Source organism: Pseudidiomarina donghaiensis (assembly GCF_900116895.1).
Classification (GTDB): domain Bacteria; phylum Pseudomonadota; class Gammaproteobacteria; order Enterobacterales; family Alteromonadaceae; genus Pseudidiomarina; species Pseudidiomarina donghaiensis.
Window position 1 is genome coordinate 41,191 of sequence record NZ_FPCF01000005.1, and the last position, 16,097, is coordinate 57,287.

Annotated in this window: 15 protein-coding genes; 10 read left to right on the forward strand and 5 right to left on the reverse strand. The window is 50.2% G+C overall.

Annotated features, from left to right (window positions below; all coding sequences use genetic code 11):
* Positions 1–2: 2 nt before the first annotated feature.
* Complete coding sequence (locus tag BM334_RS09235) at positions 3–1,649, reverse strand: M48 family metallopeptidase (RefSeq protein ID WP_092841048.1); 1,647 nt, start codon at positions 1,647–1,649, stop codon at positions 3–5.
* 15 nt (positions 1,650–1,664) lie between these two features.
* The gene (locus BM334_RS09240) at positions 1,665–2,258 is read right to left on the reverse strand and encodes a LemA family protein (protein WP_055438964.1); all 594 of its coding nucleotides are present in this window, start codon (positions 2,256–2,258) and stop codon (positions 1,665–1,667) included.
* A 127-nt stretch (positions 2,259–2,385) separates the two neighbouring features.
* On the opposite strand from BM334_RS09240, the gene gmk reads away from it, so the two are divergent.
* Genes gmk through ridA form a run of 4 tightly spaced genes read left to right on the forward strand, consistent with a single transcriptional unit; the run spans position 2,386 to position 5,876 of the window.
* Positions 2,386–3,027: a guanylate kinase gene (gmk, locus tag BM334_RS09245; protein ID WP_092841050.1), complete on the forward strand. Its 642-nt coding sequence runs from the start codon at positions 2,386–2,388 to the stop codon at positions 3,025–3,027.
* A gap of 44 nt (positions 3,028–3,071) precedes the next feature.
* Positions 3,072–3,347, forward strand: a complete 276-nt coding sequence (gene rpoZ, locus BM334_RS09250; RefSeq protein ID WP_055438962.1) for a DNA-directed RNA polymerase subunit omega — start codon at positions 3,072–3,074, stop codon at positions 3,345–3,347.
* A 5-nt stretch (positions 3,348–3,352) separates the two neighbouring features.
* Positions 3,353–5,467: a bifunctional GTP diphosphokinase/guanosine-3',5'-bis pyrophosphate 3'-pyrophosphohydrolase gene (spoT, locus tag BM334_RS09255; RefSeq protein WP_092841052.1), complete on the forward strand. Its 2,115-nt coding sequence runs from the start codon at positions 3,353–3,355 to the stop codon at positions 5,465–5,467.
* A 16-nt stretch (positions 5,468–5,483) separates the two neighbouring features.
* On the forward strand, positions 5,484–5,876 hold the full coding sequence (ridA, locus tag BM334_RS09260) for a RidA family protein (protein WP_055438960.1): 393 nt from the start codon (positions 5,484–5,486) through the stop codon (positions 5,874–5,876).
* Here ridA and BM334_RS09265 read toward each other — a convergent pair.
* Positions 5,873–7,198: a Na+/H+ antiporter NhaC family protein gene (locus tag BM334_RS09265; protein ID WP_092841054.1), complete on the reverse strand. Its 1,326-nt coding sequence runs from the start codon at positions 7,196–7,198 to the stop codon at positions 5,873–5,875. The two genes, ridA and BM334_RS09265, sit on opposite strands and share 4 nt — an antisense overlap.
* A gap of 134 nt (positions 7,199–7,332) precedes the next feature.
* Between BM334_RS09265 and BM334_RS09270 the strand changes: the two genes are divergently transcribed.
* The 4 genes from BM334_RS09270 to BM334_RS09285 all read left to right on the forward strand — a co-directional run bounded on the left by BM334_RS09270 (position 7,333) and on the right by BM334_RS09285 (position 11,188).
* Positions 7,333–8,856: a carbon-nitrogen hydrolase family protein gene (locus BM334_RS09270; RefSeq protein ID WP_092841056.1), complete on the forward strand. Its 1,524-nt coding sequence runs from the start codon at positions 7,333–7,335 to the stop codon at positions 8,854–8,856.
* Positions 8,857–8,892: 36 nt separating this feature from the next.
* Positions 8,893–10,545, forward strand: a complete 1,653-nt coding sequence (locus tag BM334_RS09275; protein WP_241970928.1) for a fatty acid--CoA ligase — start codon at positions 8,893–8,895, stop codon at positions 10,543–10,545.
* An 86-nt stretch (positions 10,546–10,631) separates the two neighbouring features.
* On the forward strand, positions 10,632–10,904 hold the full coding sequence (locus tag BM334_RS09280; RefSeq protein WP_092841059.1) for a CopG family ribbon-helix-helix protein: 273 nt from the start codon (positions 10,632–10,634) through the stop codon (positions 10,902–10,904).
* Positions 10,901–11,188, forward strand: coding sequence for a type II toxin-antitoxin system RelE/ParE family toxin (locus tag BM334_RS09285; protein ID WP_241970929.1), 288 nt, complete (start codon positions 10,901–10,903; stop codon positions 11,186–11,188). Before BM334_RS09280 ends, BM334_RS09285 begins: the two co-directional genes overlap by 4 nt.
* A 27-nt stretch (positions 11,189–11,215) precedes the next feature.
* On the opposite strand, the gene BM334_RS09290 is transcribed toward BM334_RS09285, so the two are convergent.
* Complete coding sequence (locus tag BM334_RS09290) at positions 11,216–12,508, reverse strand: M20 family metallopeptidase (RefSeq protein WP_092841061.1); 1,293 nt, start codon at positions 12,506–12,508, stop codon at positions 11,216–11,218.
* 108 nt (positions 12,509–12,616) lie between these two features.
* Positions 12,617–13,264 carry a TIGR01621 family pseudouridine synthase gene (locus BM334_RS09295; protein WP_092841063.1) on the reverse strand — a complete coding sequence of 216 codons (648 nt, stop codon included), beginning with the start codon at positions 13,262–13,264 and terminating at the stop codon, positions 12,617–12,619.
* A 46-nt stretch (positions 13,265–13,310) separates the two neighbouring features.
* Between BM334_RS09295 and trmH the strand changes: the two genes are divergently transcribed.
* Both trmH and recG read left to right on the forward strand, forming a co-directional pair.
* Positions 13,311–13,997 carry a tRNA (guanosine(18)-2'-O)-methyltransferase TrmH gene (gene trmH, locus BM334_RS09300; RefSeq protein ID WP_092841065.1) on the forward strand — a complete coding sequence of 229 codons (687 nt, stop codon included), beginning with the start codon at positions 13,311–13,313 and terminating at the stop codon, positions 13,995–13,997.
* Positions 13,994–16,078 (forward strand): ATP-dependent DNA helicase RecG, encoded by a 2,085-nt coding sequence (gene recG / locus BM334_RS09305; protein ID WP_092841067.1) that lies wholly within the window; start codon positions 13,994–13,996, stop codon positions 16,076–16,078. The genes trmH and recG overlap by 4 nt, the downstream gene beginning before the upstream one ends.
* The last annotated feature ends 19 nt before the right edge of the window (positions 16,079–16,097 follow it).

Sequence of the window (16,097 nt, forward strand, 5' to 3'; positions counted from 1 at the left end):
CCTTAACTATTTTGTAGCATGTCGTCTGGCAGCGGCTCTTCAATGCAAGCGCATAAAGTAGCAACCAGTTTACGTTCGTTATCAGATATATGGTCATCTTCGGTAACGGTTTCAACCCACTTTTGGATCAAAGGTTCCTTTGCGCGCGGCGACCATTTTTTGCAGGTGTTCAGCGCTTTTTCCAACTGCAACAAATCTACCTTTTCGCCGGCTTCAGAGCGTTTCAAAGCCACTACGGTAACGGCAAATGCTTCGGCATTGTCGAGTTTGGTTAAAAAGCGTTTGCTGTCAGTTAGTTGACGTGCAAGCAACTGATACAAACACCAATGAAATAAGTCGTCACTTTGGCTCAGTTGCTCAAGGTCGTTAATCAATGCTAAGCGGGCAGAGTCTTTGGCAACGCGCAGGGCTGGAATGGCTAGCTCCACCAATGCTAGCTGCTGAGCCGGCGATAAGGCCGTTAACTCGGGGTGTTTTTCACCGACTAATTGGCCTACCACAAGATCACGAATAAACTGTGGCGCTTGTTGCGGCGAACGCACTCTGTCTAGCAGCAGGGCTGGCAGCGCTAGCATGGCCAAGCGGTTTAACGCATTAGGCTGTGGCTGGTTGGCTTGCTGCTCTTGTTGCGACTGCACCCGAGCCTCTTGGGGCCGTGGGTAGCGACCATTCCAACTCGGTTGAATGCGCTTAATGCGTTTTTCCAACGGCGGATGCGTGGCTAATAAGGTAAACCAAGAACTTAACGCCTGGCCAAAAAACAAATGAGCAGTTTCGTCAGCGTTGGCATGTTGTACGCGGCTACCATGTTGGCGCGCGCCAATTTGCTGCAGGGCGCCAGACAAAGCTTCCGGGTTGCGGGTAAACTGCACGGCGGCGGCGTCAGCAAGATATTCCCGTTGGCGGCTTACCGCAGCTTTAATGATGTTGCCGAAAAACACCCCAATGTAGCCGACGATGATTAATCCTAGCCCCACTAACGGCAGCGCATTGCCATTACCCTTGCGGCGCGAGCTGCTAAAGCGTGCAGAGTGCAAGAACATGCGACCCACATGCGCAATCAGTAAAATACCGGCTAATGCCGCAATTAATCGAATGTTTAAGCGCATGTCGCCATTCAGAATATGGCTAAATTCATGGGCGACCACGGCTTGTAATTGCTCACGTGAAAACGCTTCTACGGCGCCACGCGTTAGCCCGATTACCGCGTCTTTGCTTTCGTAACCAGCCGCAAAAGCGTTAATGTTGCCCTCGTTTGGTAACAAATAAACCGCGGGTACTGGCATATTGGCGGCAATGGCCATTTCTTCTACCACGTTCAAAATACGGCGTTCTAATGGGTCGGTTGAGTCGGGTGCAATGCGCACGCCACCCAAGCTTTCGGCCACGACATGACCACCGGGCTTAAGGCTCAGCCATTTAACCAACATGGCGATGAGAATACCGCCGCCAACACAAGTAGCCACCCATAGAATAGGCTGCCAGCTAAACACATAGCTGCCGTTTTGACTCACCGAAATGCCGCCAAACACCGCGGCTGCGATGCCGCCAACCAACCCGACAATGAGCAAAAAGGCGATGCTAAATAGCACCACCAACAGGCCGGTATTGCGCTTGGCCTGCTGTTGGTGTTCAAAAAAGTTAACCATGGTTGTTAACCTGCATTAAAAATTAACTTTCGGAGCTGCCTGAATTTCAGCGCTGTCGGCAAATTCCAGCAGCGATGCGTCTTTGCTGTGGCCAAAAAAGCTTGCAAACATAACCGGCGGGAACGACTGTTTATAGGTGTTGTAAGTCATGACCGCGTCGTTAAATGCTTGGCGTGAAAACGCCACGCGGTTTTCGGTGCTGGTGAGCTCTTCGCTTACCTGCATCATGTTCTGATTACCTTTTAAGTCTGGGTAGGCTTCCATGACCACGTTTAAGCGGCCCAGCGCGCTACCTAAAGCAGACTCGGCACCGCCTAGCTGTTGCATGGCGCCGGCGTTGGTTGGGTCTTGGGCGGCTGCGGGTAACGCTGCGGCAGCTTGGTTACGCGCTGCAATAACGGCCTCAAGGGTTTCGCGTTCGTGTTTTAAATAGGCTTTGGCAGTTTCCACTAAGTTGGGAATGAGGTCATAGCGGCGTTTCAGCTGAACCTCAATTTGCGCAAAAGCATTTTGAAATTGATTCCGTAAACGCACCAGTTTGTTGTAAATACTGATTAAGTAAACCAACAGTACGGCAATAACAATGATAATAATCCAGCTGGTAGTCATCGCGTTTCTCCATGTGTGTTCTGTTTATAGTGTGCTGACGGCCGGTATGGCGTATTCGATCTAGTTATTTAGTTGTTCAACATGCTATGCTTGCCCGTTATTAGCAAGCCAATCAATGTAAGCATTCATGACAGCACCAATCGCCAGTGGCAATTTATTTATTTTGGCCGCGCCCAGTGGGGCCGGTAAATCCAGTTTAATCCGAGCTTTGCTTGAGCGCCATAGTAATGACAGCATGCAAGTGTCGGTTTCTTGTACCACCCGTGCCCCGCGCCCAGGTGAAGTTGATGGTGTGCATTATCACTTTTTAAGTGAAGCTGAATTTAAAGCAAAAATTGAAAACAACGAGTTTTATGAGTGGGCTCACGTGTTTGGTAACTATTATGGCACCTCACGGGTATACATTGAGCAAACACTGGCGCAGGGTATTGACGTATTTTTAGACATTGATTGGCAAGGTGCGCGGCAAGTACGCGAAGCGAACCCGCAAACTCAGTCGATATTTATTGTACCGCCAAGCCTTGAGGCTTTAGAGCAGCGTTTGCGTGCGCGCGGGCAAGACAGCGAAGAAGTTATTGCTAGCCGCATGGCTAAAGCGCAAGCCGAAATGTCGCATTATCATGAATTTAACTACCTGCTGGTGAACGATAAATTTGAGCAAACCTTGGCACAATTAGAGCATATTGTGTTTGCCCAGCGCCTTAAGGTAGGATTACAACAAGTGCGGCACGCCGCAAAAATCAAAGATCTCTTGGCGAATGACGGGTAAATCCGTATAATTCCTGACCCGTTTTGCACATAGTTGGAGTAAACATGGCTCGCGTAACCGTAGAAGATGCTGTTGATCGTATCGGCAACCGTTTTGATTTAGTGCTTGTTGCAGCACGTCGTGCTCGTCAATTGGCCACGCAAGGTAAAGATTCATTGGTGCCTTGGAAAAACAATGAGAAGGCAACCGTTGTCGCTTTACGCGAAATTGAAGGTGGCCACATTGATGCGAAGCGTCTTGACGCTGAAGAGCGTACTGAAATGGCGCAAAGAGACGCTGAAGAAATGGCGGCTGTTGACGCAATTCGTGGGCTTGAGTAAATCGGGTGTATTTGTTTGAAGGCCTTCGGCAACAGCTAGCTGAGTATTTGCCACCCGAACAGGTGGAGCGAGCTGCTGCGGCCTTCAAATTGGCCGCCGATGGCCACAAACACCAAAAACGCCATAGTGGCGAACCCTATATTACCCACCCTGTCGCTGTTGCCGGCTTGCTGGCCGACATGCGCCTTGATCATGAAACCATCATGGCAGCCTTGCTGCATGATGTGATTGAAGACACCGAATACACCCAAGAAGATCTCGCTGAACAATTTGGCTCTACCGTAGCCGAATTGGTGGAAGGTGTGTCGAAACTCGACAAACTGCAATTTAATTCCAAAGAAGAACTGCAAACCGAAAACTATCGCAAAATGATCATGGCGATGGTGCAGGACATTCGCGTTATTCTAATTAAATTGGCCGACCGTACGCATAATATGCGCACTATTAGCCATTTGCGGCCAGACAAAAAGCGCCGCATTGCGCGCGAGACGCTGGAAATTTATGCACCACTGGCGCACCGCCTAGGTATTCACGACATAAAGAACGAGCTAGAACTGCTTGGTTTCCATGCTCTGCATCCGTGGCGTGCGAAGTTACTTGAATCTGAAGTAAAGCGCGCGCGCGGCAATCGTCGCGAGTTGGTTGAGCGGGTACAGCAAGAAATTGAAAAGCGTTTGCACGATGTTGGCATTAAAGCCCGTGTACTTGGGCGCGAAAAGCACCTGTACAGTATTTACCAAAAAATGAAGCACAAAGAATTGCGCTTCGAACAGGTGATGGATATTTATGCGTTTCGGGTGATCGTGGATGAATTAGATACCTGCTACCGCGTGCTTGGCGCCTTGCACAATTTGTACAAGCCCATTGAAACCCGCTTCAAAGACTATGTTGCAATTCCGAAATCTAACGGTTACCAGTCATTGCATACCTCGCTGAAAGGGCCGCATGGCATACCCGTTGAAGTGCAAATTCGTACCGAAGAAATGAACTTGATGGCCGACCGCGGGGTGGCGGCGCATTGGCTGTATAAAGCCGATGACAGTTCCGGCACTACTGCGCAGGTGCGCGCCCGTCGCTGGATGCAAAGTTTGCTTGAACTACAGCAAAGTACCGGTAACGCCTTTGAATTCATTGAAAACGTGAAGTCAGAACTGTTCCCAGAAGAAATTTACGTGTTCACCCCAGAAGGGCGCATTATTGAATTGCCGCAAGGTGCAACGCCGGTTGATTTTGCCTACGCCGTGCATACGGATATTGGCAACACCTGTATTGGCGCGCGAGTCAATCACCGCGTGTCGTCGTTGTCGAAGCCATTAGAAACGGGGCAAACCGTTGAAATTAAAACCGCACCGGGCTCACGCCCGAATATCGCTTGGCTGAATTTTGCGGTAACCGGTAAAGCACGCGCGAAAATACGCCAGTACTTAAAGGGCCAAGAAACGCGCGAAGCGGAACATTTAGGTGAGCGTTTATTGCGCGCGGCTTTAGGGCCGATTAATTACGACGATATACCAGCGGCTGACTTTAAGCGCGTGCTGAAAGAAGTCAAAGTAGAAGACGTACCCACGCTATTGCGTGAAATTGGCCTGGGTAACTTAATGTCGATAGCTATTGCCAAACGGCTATTAGGCGAGCTTGCACAAATTAAAGATGAACAAGCGTTAAACGCGCCGAAAACCACGCTAGCTATTCGTGGCGCCGAAGGTTTGTTGGTGAGCTTTGCCAAATGTTGCCGGCCAATTCCTGGCGACGATATTATTGCCCACGTTAGCCCCGGTAAAGGCTTAGTGGTGCACCGCAAAGAGTGTAAGAACGTGCGTGGTTACGAAGACGAACCCGGCCGTTATTTCCCTGTACAATGGGAAGCCAACACCGACGCAGAATTTACCACCGAAGTGCGGGTTGAAATTGAAAACCATCAAGGCGCTTTGGCGAAATTAACGGCTTCAATTTCTTCAACCGGCTGTAATATTCATGGCCTGAAAACCGAAGAGATTGACGCCAGTATTTATTACATTGATATCGCACTGAGTGTGCGTGACAGGAAACAACTCGCCGATGTTATTCGTCACATTCGTAAAATGCCGAATGTGCAGCGCGTTTGGCGACTAAGGAAGTAATTTCTAGGAATTCATTATGTCAAAAGTCATCATTAGCACAGAAAAAGCTCCAGCCGCTATTGGCACCTATTCACAAGCGGTGAAAATTGGCACCACGGTTTATTTGTCTGGCCAAATTCCGTTGGTACCAGAAACTATGGAATTTGTAAGCGAAGAGTTTCGTGCGCAAGCCGTGCAAGTATTTAAAAACTTAAGCGCGGTATGTGAAGCTGCAGGCGGCGAACTGCAAGACATGATCAAAGTGCAAATTTACCTCACTGATTTGGGTAACTTCCCTGTGGTGAACGAAGTGATGGCGGAGTTTTTCCGTACGCCATACCCAGCGCGCGCCGCTATTGGCGTGAAGGCCTTGCCAAAGGGCGCGCAAATTGAAATTGATGGTGTGATGGAGCTGCCAAGCACCAACTAAGCTGTTGCTTCGCTGGTGCGAGCCTCTAGCGGCTTGCGCCAGATGATCATGGCAATGGCCACCCCTGCCAAAATAAAACAGTAGCCCGTGTGAATACTGACATCTAGCGGCGATAAGCCGAAGCTAGCCCCCATGAGTAGCGCTTGCGCCCCGTAAGGCAGCGCCCCTTGCACCACACAGGCAAAAATATCGAGTAGGCTCGCGCTTTGACGCGGCGCCAGGTTACCGTCTTCAGCCAGTTGTTTGCTCACTTCGCCCGAGAGCAAAATTGTGACCGTGTTGTTAGCCACGGCGAAGTTGGTTAAGCCGGTTAGGGCCGCCACACCAAATGCCGCACGTTGTTGCTTGTGCTTAAATAAACGCTTGGTTGCCCCAGCAACGGTATTGGCCAAGAACGCCAAGCCACCTTGCTGGCGAATCAACGCCGACAAGCCACCAATAAGCAACGACAGCAAGAAAATTTCTTGCATGCTGGTAAAGCCTTCGTAGATGTCTTTGCTAAACGCCACCCACTCATAACCTACGGTAAACATGCCAAAGGCTGCGGCTAAAATAATACCCAGCGTGAGTACCGCGAATACGTTTAAGCCCATAACCGCCAACACAATAATGAAAAAGTACGGCAGGCTTAGCCATAGGTTCGCTTCAGGAACTTTAGGCGGTACCGCGCCGGTGTCGTAAGTAAATAGCCAAATTAATGTAATCGCCGCAGCGGGCAGGGCAATTTTCAAGTTGGCTTTGAATTTGTCGCTCATTTCGCAGCCCTGCGTGCGCGTTGCGGCAATGGTGGTATCTGAAATAAATGACAAGTTGTCACCAAACATGGCGCCACTAACCAGTACACCAGCCAGCAGGGCGAGGTCAATTTCAGCCGCTTCGCCTAAACCTAGTGCCACCGGCGCTAATGCAGCCAAGGTGCCCATTGACGTGCCCATGGCGGTGGATACCACTGCGGCGATAATAAACAAGCCTGGCAGTAAAAACTGCGGGGGTATGACATTCAAACCCAATGCGACCATGGCATCAACGCCGCCCGTTGCCGCGGCAACTGTCGAGAACGCCCCAGCCAGCAAGTAAATCATGCACATGGTGACAATATTGCGCTCGCCAACGCCGGCCACAAAGGTATCAATACGTTCTTCAAAGGCCTGTTTGCTTAACAACACGCCCAGAATAATGGCCGGCAAAATAGCCACAGGGCTGGCAAGCTGATAAAACGCGTAATCGACACCGGCTAGCTGAAAGTAGATCCCGGTTCCTAGAAACAGCGTAAGAAACAAACCAAGCGGCAATAACGCCTTGGCACTGGCTGATTGAGTCATAAAATTCCTTGCTTGTTATATTTAGACGTCCAGAAGTTTATATGTCTTATGTTGACGTTGCAAGCGCCGCGCAGAACGCTTACTTTAAATAAAGCCCTTAACTCAAGTTGTACACAGAAGCACAAAGGATGTCTATGAGCCCGGATGATCTGCATTTACAGTTACGTAATCTTCGCACCGACGATTACCCGCAATTAAAAGCCTTGATGGACAAAGTTTACCCCGATATTGGCGGGGCTTGGGGCGAGCACACCATTCAAAAATTAATTAAAGAATTTCCAGAGGGCCAAATTTGTTTAGAAGACAATGGCCAGTTGGTTGGCGTGGCGCTGACGGTGAAAGTGAAATACGCCCGCTTTAGTAACCCGCATACCTATGACGACTTAATGGATGCCCGCGAGAATATTTTGAATGACCGCAAGGGTGATGCCATTTATGGGCTAGATGTATTGATTCACCCAGACTACCGAGGCTTTCGCCTAGGCCGTCGTTTATATGATGCCCGCAAGGAACTATGCCGACAGTCGAACTTGAAGGCTATTTTAGCCGGTGGGCGTATTGTGAACTTTCACAAATACGCCGACGAAATGACCCCCGGCCAATATATTGAAGCGGTACACCGCCGTGAAATATACGACCCCATTCTAACCTTTCAGTTAGCGAATGACTTCACCGTGAAGCGTTTGCTAGGTAAATACCTGCCTGAAGACAGGCGTTCGGTTGGCTTTGCCACGTTGTTAGAGTGGGATAACTTTTTGTATGAGCCTTCAGATAACATTCTTGGCTCGCGCATTCGTAACGTACGTATTGGTGCGGTGCAGTGGCAAATGCGCGAAATTGACTCGGTAGAAGAAATGCTGCGCCAAGTGGAGTACTTTGTCGACGCTATGTCGAACTATCAAAGCGACTTTGCGGTATTTCCCGAATTTTTCAATGCGCCATTAATGGGCTTAACCGACCAAAGCCAACAAAAAGACGCGATTCGCTTTTTGGCCGGTTTTACTGAGCGCTTTAAGCGCGAAATGTCACAAATGGCGGTTAGCTACAACATCAATATTATTACCGGCTCTATGCCATTGAACGAAGACGATGTGATTTATAACGTGTCGTACTTGTGCCGCCGCGACGGTACCATTGAAGAACAGCGTAAAATTCATGTCACGCCGCACGAAAAGCGCGACTGGGTTATTGAAGGCGGCGACCACGTACAGGTGTTTGACACCGACGCGGGCAAAGTGGGTATTTTGATTTGTTATGACGTCGAGTTTCCAGAGCTGGGCCGACTCATGGCTGACGAGGGCCTCGAGATCTTGTTCGTACCGTTTTGGACCGACACGCGCAACGCCTATTTGCGCGTGCGTCACTGTGCTCAAGCCCGTGCGGTTGAAAACGAATGTTATGTGGTCACCTGTGGCAGCGTGGGTAACTTACCGCAAGTGGAAAGCTTAGATGTGCAATATGCGCAGTCAGCGGTATTTTCCCCGTCGGACTTCGCTTTCCCATATGATGCGATTTTGGCCGAAACCACGCCAAATACCGAACAACTTATTTTCTCCGATCTAAACTTGGACGAGCTACGTTATTTACATCATGAAGGCTCGGTAACGAACTTGAAAGACCGTCGTACCGATATTTATGAAGTTGCCCGTAAGTGGTAACCAACAAATAAAAATACAGAACAACAAGGATTTATTATGCCGGTAAAACTACTTAAACCAACCGAAGAGGCGTACCAATATCCGCTGTTAATTAAACAATTATTGCTATCAAGCCAGCGCTACGCAGGCGATAACGAAATTGTTGGAGGTAACAACGGAAAACGTTATAGCTACCAAGAGTTTAATGAGCGAGTTTGCCGGCTTGCTAACGTGCTCACCGAGGCCGGCGTGAAAGCAGGCGACGTGGTGGCTGTGCTGGATTGGGACACCCCTCGTTATCTGGAATGTTTTTTCGCCATACCTATGATTGGGGCCGTGCTGCACACCGTGAACGTGCGTTTAGCACCAGAGCAAATTGTCTACACCATGAACCATGCCGAAGACAAATTGGTATTGGCCCATGACGATTTTCTACCGTTATTAGCCCAAGTTAAACATGAACTGGTTACCGTCGAAAAATACATGCAATTGAGCGATAGCGACACGCCAGCAGAAGCGCCGTTAAAAACTATGGGCGAATATGAATCGTTGTTAAAAGGCGCGCTGCCAGAGTTTGATTTCCCTGATTTTGATGAAAACGCGATTGCTACCACCTTCTACACCACCGGCACCACGGGCAACCCAAAAGGCGTGTACTTCTCACACCGCCAATTAGTGCTACACACCATGACACTGGCCGCGACCACGTCAATGAATGACAACATGCAGCTAATGCAAGTCTCCAGTGTGTACATGCCCATTACGCCAATGTTCCACGTGCATGCATGGGGGGTGCCTTATGTGGCCACCATGATGGGCTTAAAACAGGTGTACCCAGGTCGTTACGAGCCCGCCACTTTGCTTAAGTTGTTTATGACCGAGAAAGTGACTTTCTCGCACTGCGTACCCACAATTTTGCAAATGGTGCTCAGCAGTGAAAAAGCCAAAGCCATTGATTTTAGTGGTTGGCAGGTGCTTATTGGCGGTAGCGCTTTAACGGCAGGCCTTGCCAGCGCAGCGCTTGAACGTGGCATTCAAATTTACACCGGCTACGGCATGTCGGAAACTTGTCCGCTGCTAAGCACGACCTGGATGCCGTTAAACGCTGATGAATTCACGCACGACCAACAAGTAGCGAAACGCATTAAAACCGGTCGCCCAGTGCCGTTTGTGAACATGCGCATTATTGACAGTAACGGCCGTTTCTTACCGCATGACGGCGAGGCGATGGGCGAAGTGGTGGTTCGCACACCATGGTTAACGCAGGGTTACTTAAACGAACCTGAAAAAAGCGAAGAGCTATGGGCCAACGGTTGGATGCACACCGGCGACGTGGGCACCATTGATAGCACTTACACGCTGCAAATTCGCGACCGTATTAAAGACGTGATTAAAACTGGCGGCGAGTGGGTATCGTCACTCGACATTGAAAACTTAATCAGCAAACACCCCGACATTGAGCTTGCCGCTGTTATTGGTCTGCCCGACGACGAGTGGGGCGAGCGCCCGCATGCTATCGTCACCGCCCGTGCTGGCGCGTCAGTAGACCGCGATGCCGTGGCCGCGCACATGCAGCAATACATTGACGAAGGCCTTATCGAAAAATGGTACTTGCCAGACACCGTAAAAGTTGTGGATGAAATTCCACGCACCAGCGTTGGCAAAATAGATAAGAAAGTGATTCGTGAGATGCTGAAGTCGAACGGCTAACGCGACTCTTGTCCTAAAGTTACACTGGTGAATAGAGAATAATCGGCTACAATGTAATACAAGGTAGTCAAAAGTGGGTGAATATCATGAGTGTAACCACGGTTCGTTTGCAAGACGATATTGAACGAGAGCTTCAAGCTATTGCTGACAAGCTTAGTCGCTCTAAAGGCTGGGTGATTAAGCAGGCGTTAGCAGAATACATCGAGAAGCAAAAACTAGAGCAGCAACGTTGGCATGAAACGCTTCAGGCTATGGAGTCTGCAGTGACAGGCAAGGTGGTCGATGGCGACACGGTGCATGAGTGGCTAGCGAGCTGGGGAACTGAACAAGAGCATGTCAAAAAAGGGCAGCTAGAATGACATTGAATCTGGTTTACACGGATGTGGCCATTCAGGATTTAAAGCGCTTACGAGCATTTATTGAAATTAATAACCCGCAGGCCGCAGCCCAGATTGCTGCTCGATTAATTGAAAAGATAAATTTATTGAGAAGTTTCCCAACGCTTGGGGTTTCTGTAACCCAAGCGCCGGAAAATGGTACGGTGCGAGATATTATTTTTGACAATTACATTGTGCGGTATTCCGTGCATAGCCAAACCATTATTATTCTTAAGTTATGGCACAACCTCGAGCAACGCATGTAACTCACGGCAGTTGCCCAAAAGTGTTGGCTATTTAGTTGCCGCGTAATCAAACACCCAATTCACATAAAGCTCAGTACCGGTTTTTAAGGCATCTTCGTCGGCATAAAAGTACGGCGAATGGTTGCTTGGTGCTTCGGCTGGGTTTTGGCCTTCAGGTGTTATGCCTAAGAAGACGAACAAGCCCGGTACTTCAAGCGCATAAAACGAGAAGTCTTCGGCACCGGTTACTAGCGCGTTTACTTTCACGTTGTCGGCACCTGCTACGCGCTGCATGGTGGGTAGCATTTGGCGTGTTAGCTCGGGGTTGTTAATGGTCACTGGGTAGCCTTCGTCAATGTGCACGTGGGCTTCGGCGCCACTGGCTTTGGCGGTCATTTCTGCGGTGGTTTTTAGGTTCTCAAAAATTTGTGCGCGGTTGCCCATGTCGAAGTTACGAATGGTGCCTTCTAAGTACACTTCATCGGGAATAATGTTGTTACGCACGCCGCCTTCAACAATACCGAAGCTAACCACAGCGGGCGCTTTGGTAATATCTACTTGGCGCGAGACAATGCTTTGCGTGTTGCTAATAATTTGGCCTGCGGCCACAATTGGGTCAACTCCGCCCCATGGGCGCGAGCCGTGAGTTTGGCGGCCTTTGACATTTATTTCAAAGCGATCAGACGAGGCCATGAGCGGGCCTTCGCGGTAGCCAATTTGTCCAGTATTGCCAGCTGACCACACGTGAATACCAAATACCGCTTCAGGTTGGTATTGCTTGAACATGCCTTCTTTGAGCATGAGTTCAGCACCGCCTTCTTCATCGGCAGGCGCACCTTCTTCGGCTGGTTGAAAGATAAATACCACGTTACCAGCTAGTTGATCACGCATGGCGGTGAGTTGTTCGGCTGCGCCCATCAGCATCGCCACGTGCAAGTCATGACCGCAGGCGTGCATGACGCCAACTTCTTTGCCGCGGTACTCTGAAACGGCTTTTGAGGCAAAAGGCACATCGGTAAGTTCGGTGACCGGCAGGGCATCCATATCAGCGCGCAAGGCAATGGTGGGGCCCGGTTTAGCGCCTTTAAGTAGGCCAACCACACCGGTATGCGCCACGCCAGTTTGAACTTCTAAGCCAAGCGCTTCAAGGTGCTCAGCAACAACTTTTGCGGTGCGAAACTCACGGTTACTTAACTCGGGGTGTTGGTGTAAGTCGCGGCGCCATTCAATAACTTTCTGTTCTAGCTCGGCGTTAATTCGAACGGTTGATTCGGCCTTGGCAACGCCAGCGGTAAAACTCGTTGCGGTGAGAAGAGCCAAGCTAATCAAAGAATATTTCATGGCGATTACCTTTTTGCGTGAATATTTGCGTGAATAGATAAACAACGTAATGACTGTTGCCTGAGTATGCCGTTTTTTTCGGCCATTTGCCAAGCTAGACCAAGGTCGTTATTCGTCAGTCGTTATTTCGGGAACCGAGGGTAAATCGGCGAAGTGTTCGTACGCTGGCCAAGGTACGGTGATATCGAACACGTCACCGGCGTATTCAAACTGTAGCTTCCAAGCATGCAAGTGCAGATGTTCAGCGCTTTCGCCGCCGTAGCGGGTGTCGCCACAAATCGGTACGCCAATGCTTTTTAAAGCAACCCGTAGCTGATGGGTGCGCCCAGTGGTCGGCTTGAGCACATAGTAACGGTAGCCTGGCTTTAATGAGAAACTGGTAAAGCGTGTTTGTGCGGGGTTTTCTTGGCTGTGCAGTAGGCGCCAATTGCCGCGTCGAACTTTTTGCATGTCGCCGCTAATAAGGCCTTGTTTTTTCTTCGGCTTACCGGCACAAATGGCAAGGTAGGTTTTGTGGATAGTCCGGTGCGCAAACAAGCCACTTAGGGCGGCCGCGGCTTGCTGATTGCGGCCAATAAGCAAAGCGCCCGAGGTTGGTGTGTCTAGCCGATGTATTGGCCAAAGCGGTTCATGCAATTGTTCGCTAAGTTGCTGAACCACACCAAGCTCGTTATCGTTAGCGTGCATGGGGGCGCCGGCCGGTTTATTCAGCACATAAAAATCGGGGTGGCTAAACACTATGGATAACTCTCGCATGCCGTTATACTTGCCTTAAGTGATAGATATTAAATTGGAATAGTACATGTCGCCGGAACGCTTCGCACGTATCTCTAAACTTCTGGACCAGCGCCAGAGCGATCTTACGTTGTGTTTAGAGAGTGTCCACAAAAATCATAATCTTGCTGCTTTGGTACGCACTGCCGATGCGGTGGGTATTCACGATGTGCATGCCATTTGGTATGAGCGCCATTTTCGTCTCACCCGAGGTGCCGCCGTGGGTAGTGAAAAATGGGTTAAGGTGCATCATCACGATGGCTTAACCCCGTGCATTGAGCAATTGCGTAGCGAAGGTAAACAGATTTTAGTCACCAACTTATCTGACCAAGCTGTCGATTTTCGCGCTATTGATTACACCAAACCGACGGCAATCATCATGGGGCAAGAACGCCGAGGGGTTACACCTGAAGCCATTGCCGCTGCTGATCACGAAATTATTATTCCCATGGTAGGTATGGCCGAGTCGTTGAATGTTTCTGTTGCGGCGGCGGTCATTTTGTATGAAGCCCAGCGTCAGCGCGATGCGGCGGGAATGTATCAACAACCGACGTTAAGTGCGCAAGAACGCGAACGCGTGCTATTTGAAGGTGGTCACCCTATTTTTGCGCGCTTATGCCGCTTAAACAACATTCCTTACCCCAGCTTAGATAGCGATGGGCAAATTGCTGCTGATGACACTTGGTGGCAGCAAATTCGGAGCGCCAAAAGATGACAACGGACGGTCTTCATCGCATTCCGCTAAGCGCCCTGAAAGGCGTTGGGCCAAAGCTACAAACCAAGCTTGAAGAAAAGCTCGGTTTGGCGAATGTGCAAGATGTATTGCTACACCTGCCCCTGCGTTATGAAGACCGTTCGCGTATTTACCCTATTGCCGCGTTGCAACCGGGCACCAGTGCGACTGTGATTGCCGAAGTGCTGAAAGCTGAAGTTGCCTATGGGCGCAGGCGTATGCTCAAAGTACGCGTGCGCGATGCCAGTGGCGTGCTTAATTTGGTGTTTTTTCAGTTTTCTGCAGCGCAGTTAAAGCAATTTGCGCAAGGTACACGGCTGCAACTATTCGGTGAAGCACGTCGCGGGCTAAGTGGCCCCGACATGATTCACCCCGAATACAAAATTATTGAGGGCGAGGCGCCGGTGTTAGGCGAAGAGGCGCTCACCCCAGTTTACCCTGCCACTGAGGGGGTTCAGCAAGCCCTACTGAGAAAGCTAAGTGAGCAAGCACTTACCTACTTGAATGAGCAAGCGTTGCCAGAGCTTCTGCCCGCTGAATTACAGCCCGGTGGTATTAGCCTAGCGCAAGCTATTCGTACCTTACACCGGCCGCCGCTTGATGTCAGTTTGCAGCAGCTGATGGAAGGTTCGCACCCAGCACAAACGCGCTTAGCCGCAGAAGAGCTGCTGGCGCATCAACTCAGCTTGTTGAAGTTACGTGCATTGAAGCAGGCCCACCAAGCGCGCGCTTTAACTGTGAACAGCGAATTGCAGCAAACGTTTTTAGCGCAATTGCCGTTTCAGCCGACGGGCGCACAGCAGCGGGTGGTGGCTGAAATACAGCATGACCTTGCGCAATCTATGCCTATGATGCGCTTGGTACAAGGCGACGTGGGCTCAGGAAAGACATTAGTAGCAGCCCTTTCGGCGCTCACAGCCATCGGGCAGGGGTACCAAGTTGCGCTGATGGCCCCCACCGAAATTTTGGCCGAACAGCACGCCTTAACCTTTCGTCAATGGCTCGAGCCGCTAGGTATTCAGGTGGGGTGGTTAGCAGGCAAGCAAAAAGCCAAAGAGCGGGCGGAGAATTTAGCAGCAATCGCCGCCGGGCAAGTGCAGCTAGTGGTTGGCACGCACGCGTTGTTTCAGGCCGAAGTGACTTATAAAAACTTAGTTTTAGTGATCATTGATGAACAACATCGTTTTGGTGTGCATCAGCGCTTAGAATTGCGGCAGAAAGGCATTGACCAAGGCTTTCAGCCGCATCAGTTGATTATGACTGCAACGCCAATTCCACGAACCTTGGCGATGACCGCTTATGCCGACTTAGCTACGTCAATTATTGACGAATTACCCCCTGGGCGAACGCCAGTAACCACGGTGGCGATTCCAGATACGCGCCGTGATCAAGTCATTGAGCGGGTTCATGAAGTGTGCACCAAACAGGGTTTGCAAGCGTATTGGGTGTGTACCTTGATTGAAGAGTCAGAAGCACTGCAGTGCCAAGCGGCAGAAGACACCGCCACACAGTTACAAGAGGCTCTGCCGAATTTACGCATTGGCTTGGTGCATGGGCGTTTGAAAAGCCAAGAAAAAGAAGCGGTGATGAGCGCCTTCAAAGCGCACCAACTTGATTTATTAGTGGCAACCACGGTTATAGAGGTGGGTGTTGACGTACCTAATGCTAGCCTGATGATTATTGAAAACCCCGAGCGCCTTGGCTTAGCCCAATTGCACCAGCTGCGAGGTCGGGTTGGTCGCGGTGCTGCAGCAAGCCATTGTGTGTTGTTGTACCATTCGCCGCTGTCGAAAACGGCCACGCAACGCTTGGCGGTGCTGCGCGACAGCAGTGACGGCTTTGTCATTGCGCAGCGTGATTTGGAGCTGCGCGGGCCGGGTGAATTACTGGGTCAAAAACAAACCGGGCTAACAGAAATGAAAGTGGCCGATTTAGTCAAACACGCCCACCTTGTTGACCAAGTACAGCATATGGCACAGGTATTGTGGCAGCGTTATCCGCAAACCACGGACGCACTCATTCAACGTTGGCTGCCGCGGCGAGACCACTACGCCCAAGCATGATTTCGTAGTACACTAGCGC

Excerpts from the sequence above, each read along its gene's own strand:
- BM334_RS09240 (WP_055438964.1), bottom strand. The coding sequence starts at position 2,258 with ATGACTACCAGCTGGATTATTATCATTGTTATTGCCGTACTGTTGGTT.
- BM334_RS09285 (WP_241970929.1), top strand. The coding sequence starts at position 10,901 with ATGACATTGAATCTGGTTTACACGGATGTGGCCATTCAGGATTTAAAG.
- recG (WP_092841067.1), top strand. The coding sequence starts at position 13,994 with ATGACAACGGACGGTCTTCATCGCATTCCGCTAAGCGCCCTGAAAGGC.
- BM334_RS09290 (WP_092841061.1), bottom strand. The coding sequence starts at position 12,508 with ATGAAATATTCTTTGATTAGCTTGGCTCTTCTCACCGCAACGAGTTTT.
- ridA (WP_055438960.1), top strand. The coding sequence starts at position 5,484 with ATGTCAAAAGTCATCATTAGCACAGAAAAAGCTCCAGCCGCTATTGGC.
- BM334_RS09275 (WP_241970928.1), top strand. The coding sequence starts at position 8,893 with ATGCCGGTAAAACTACTTAAACCAACCGAAGAGGCGTACCAATATCCG.
- BM334_RS09265 (WP_092841054.1), bottom strand. The coding sequence starts at position 7,198 with ATGACTCAATCAGCCAGTGCCAAGGCGTTATTGCCGCTTGGTTTGTTT.
- BM334_RS09270 (WP_092841056.1), top strand. The coding sequence starts at position 7,333 with ATGAGCCCGGATGATCTGCATTTACAGTTACGTAATCTTCGCACCGAC.
- BM334_RS09235 (WP_092841048.1), bottom strand. The coding sequence starts at position 1,649 with ATGGTTAACTTTTTTGAACACCAACAGCAGGCCAAGCGCAATACCGGC.
- BM334_RS09280 (WP_092841059.1), top strand. The coding sequence starts at position 10,632 with ATGAGTGTAACCACGGTTCGTTTGCAAGACGATATTGAACGAGAGCTT.
- gmk (WP_092841050.1), top strand. The coding sequence starts at position 2,386 with ATGACAGCACCAATCGCCAGTGGCAATTTATTTATTTTGGCCGCGCCC.
- rpoZ (WP_055438962.1), top strand. The coding sequence starts at position 3,072 with ATGGCTCGCGTAACCGTAGAAGATGCTGTTGATCGTATCGGCAACCGT.
- trmH (WP_092841065.1), top strand. The coding sequence starts at position 13,311 with ATGTCGCCGGAACGCTTCGCACGTATCTCTAAACTTCTGGACCAGCGC.
- BM334_RS09295 (WP_092841063.1), bottom strand. The coding sequence starts at position 13,264 with ATGCGAGAGTTATCCATAGTGTTTAGCCACCCCGATTTTTATGTGCTG.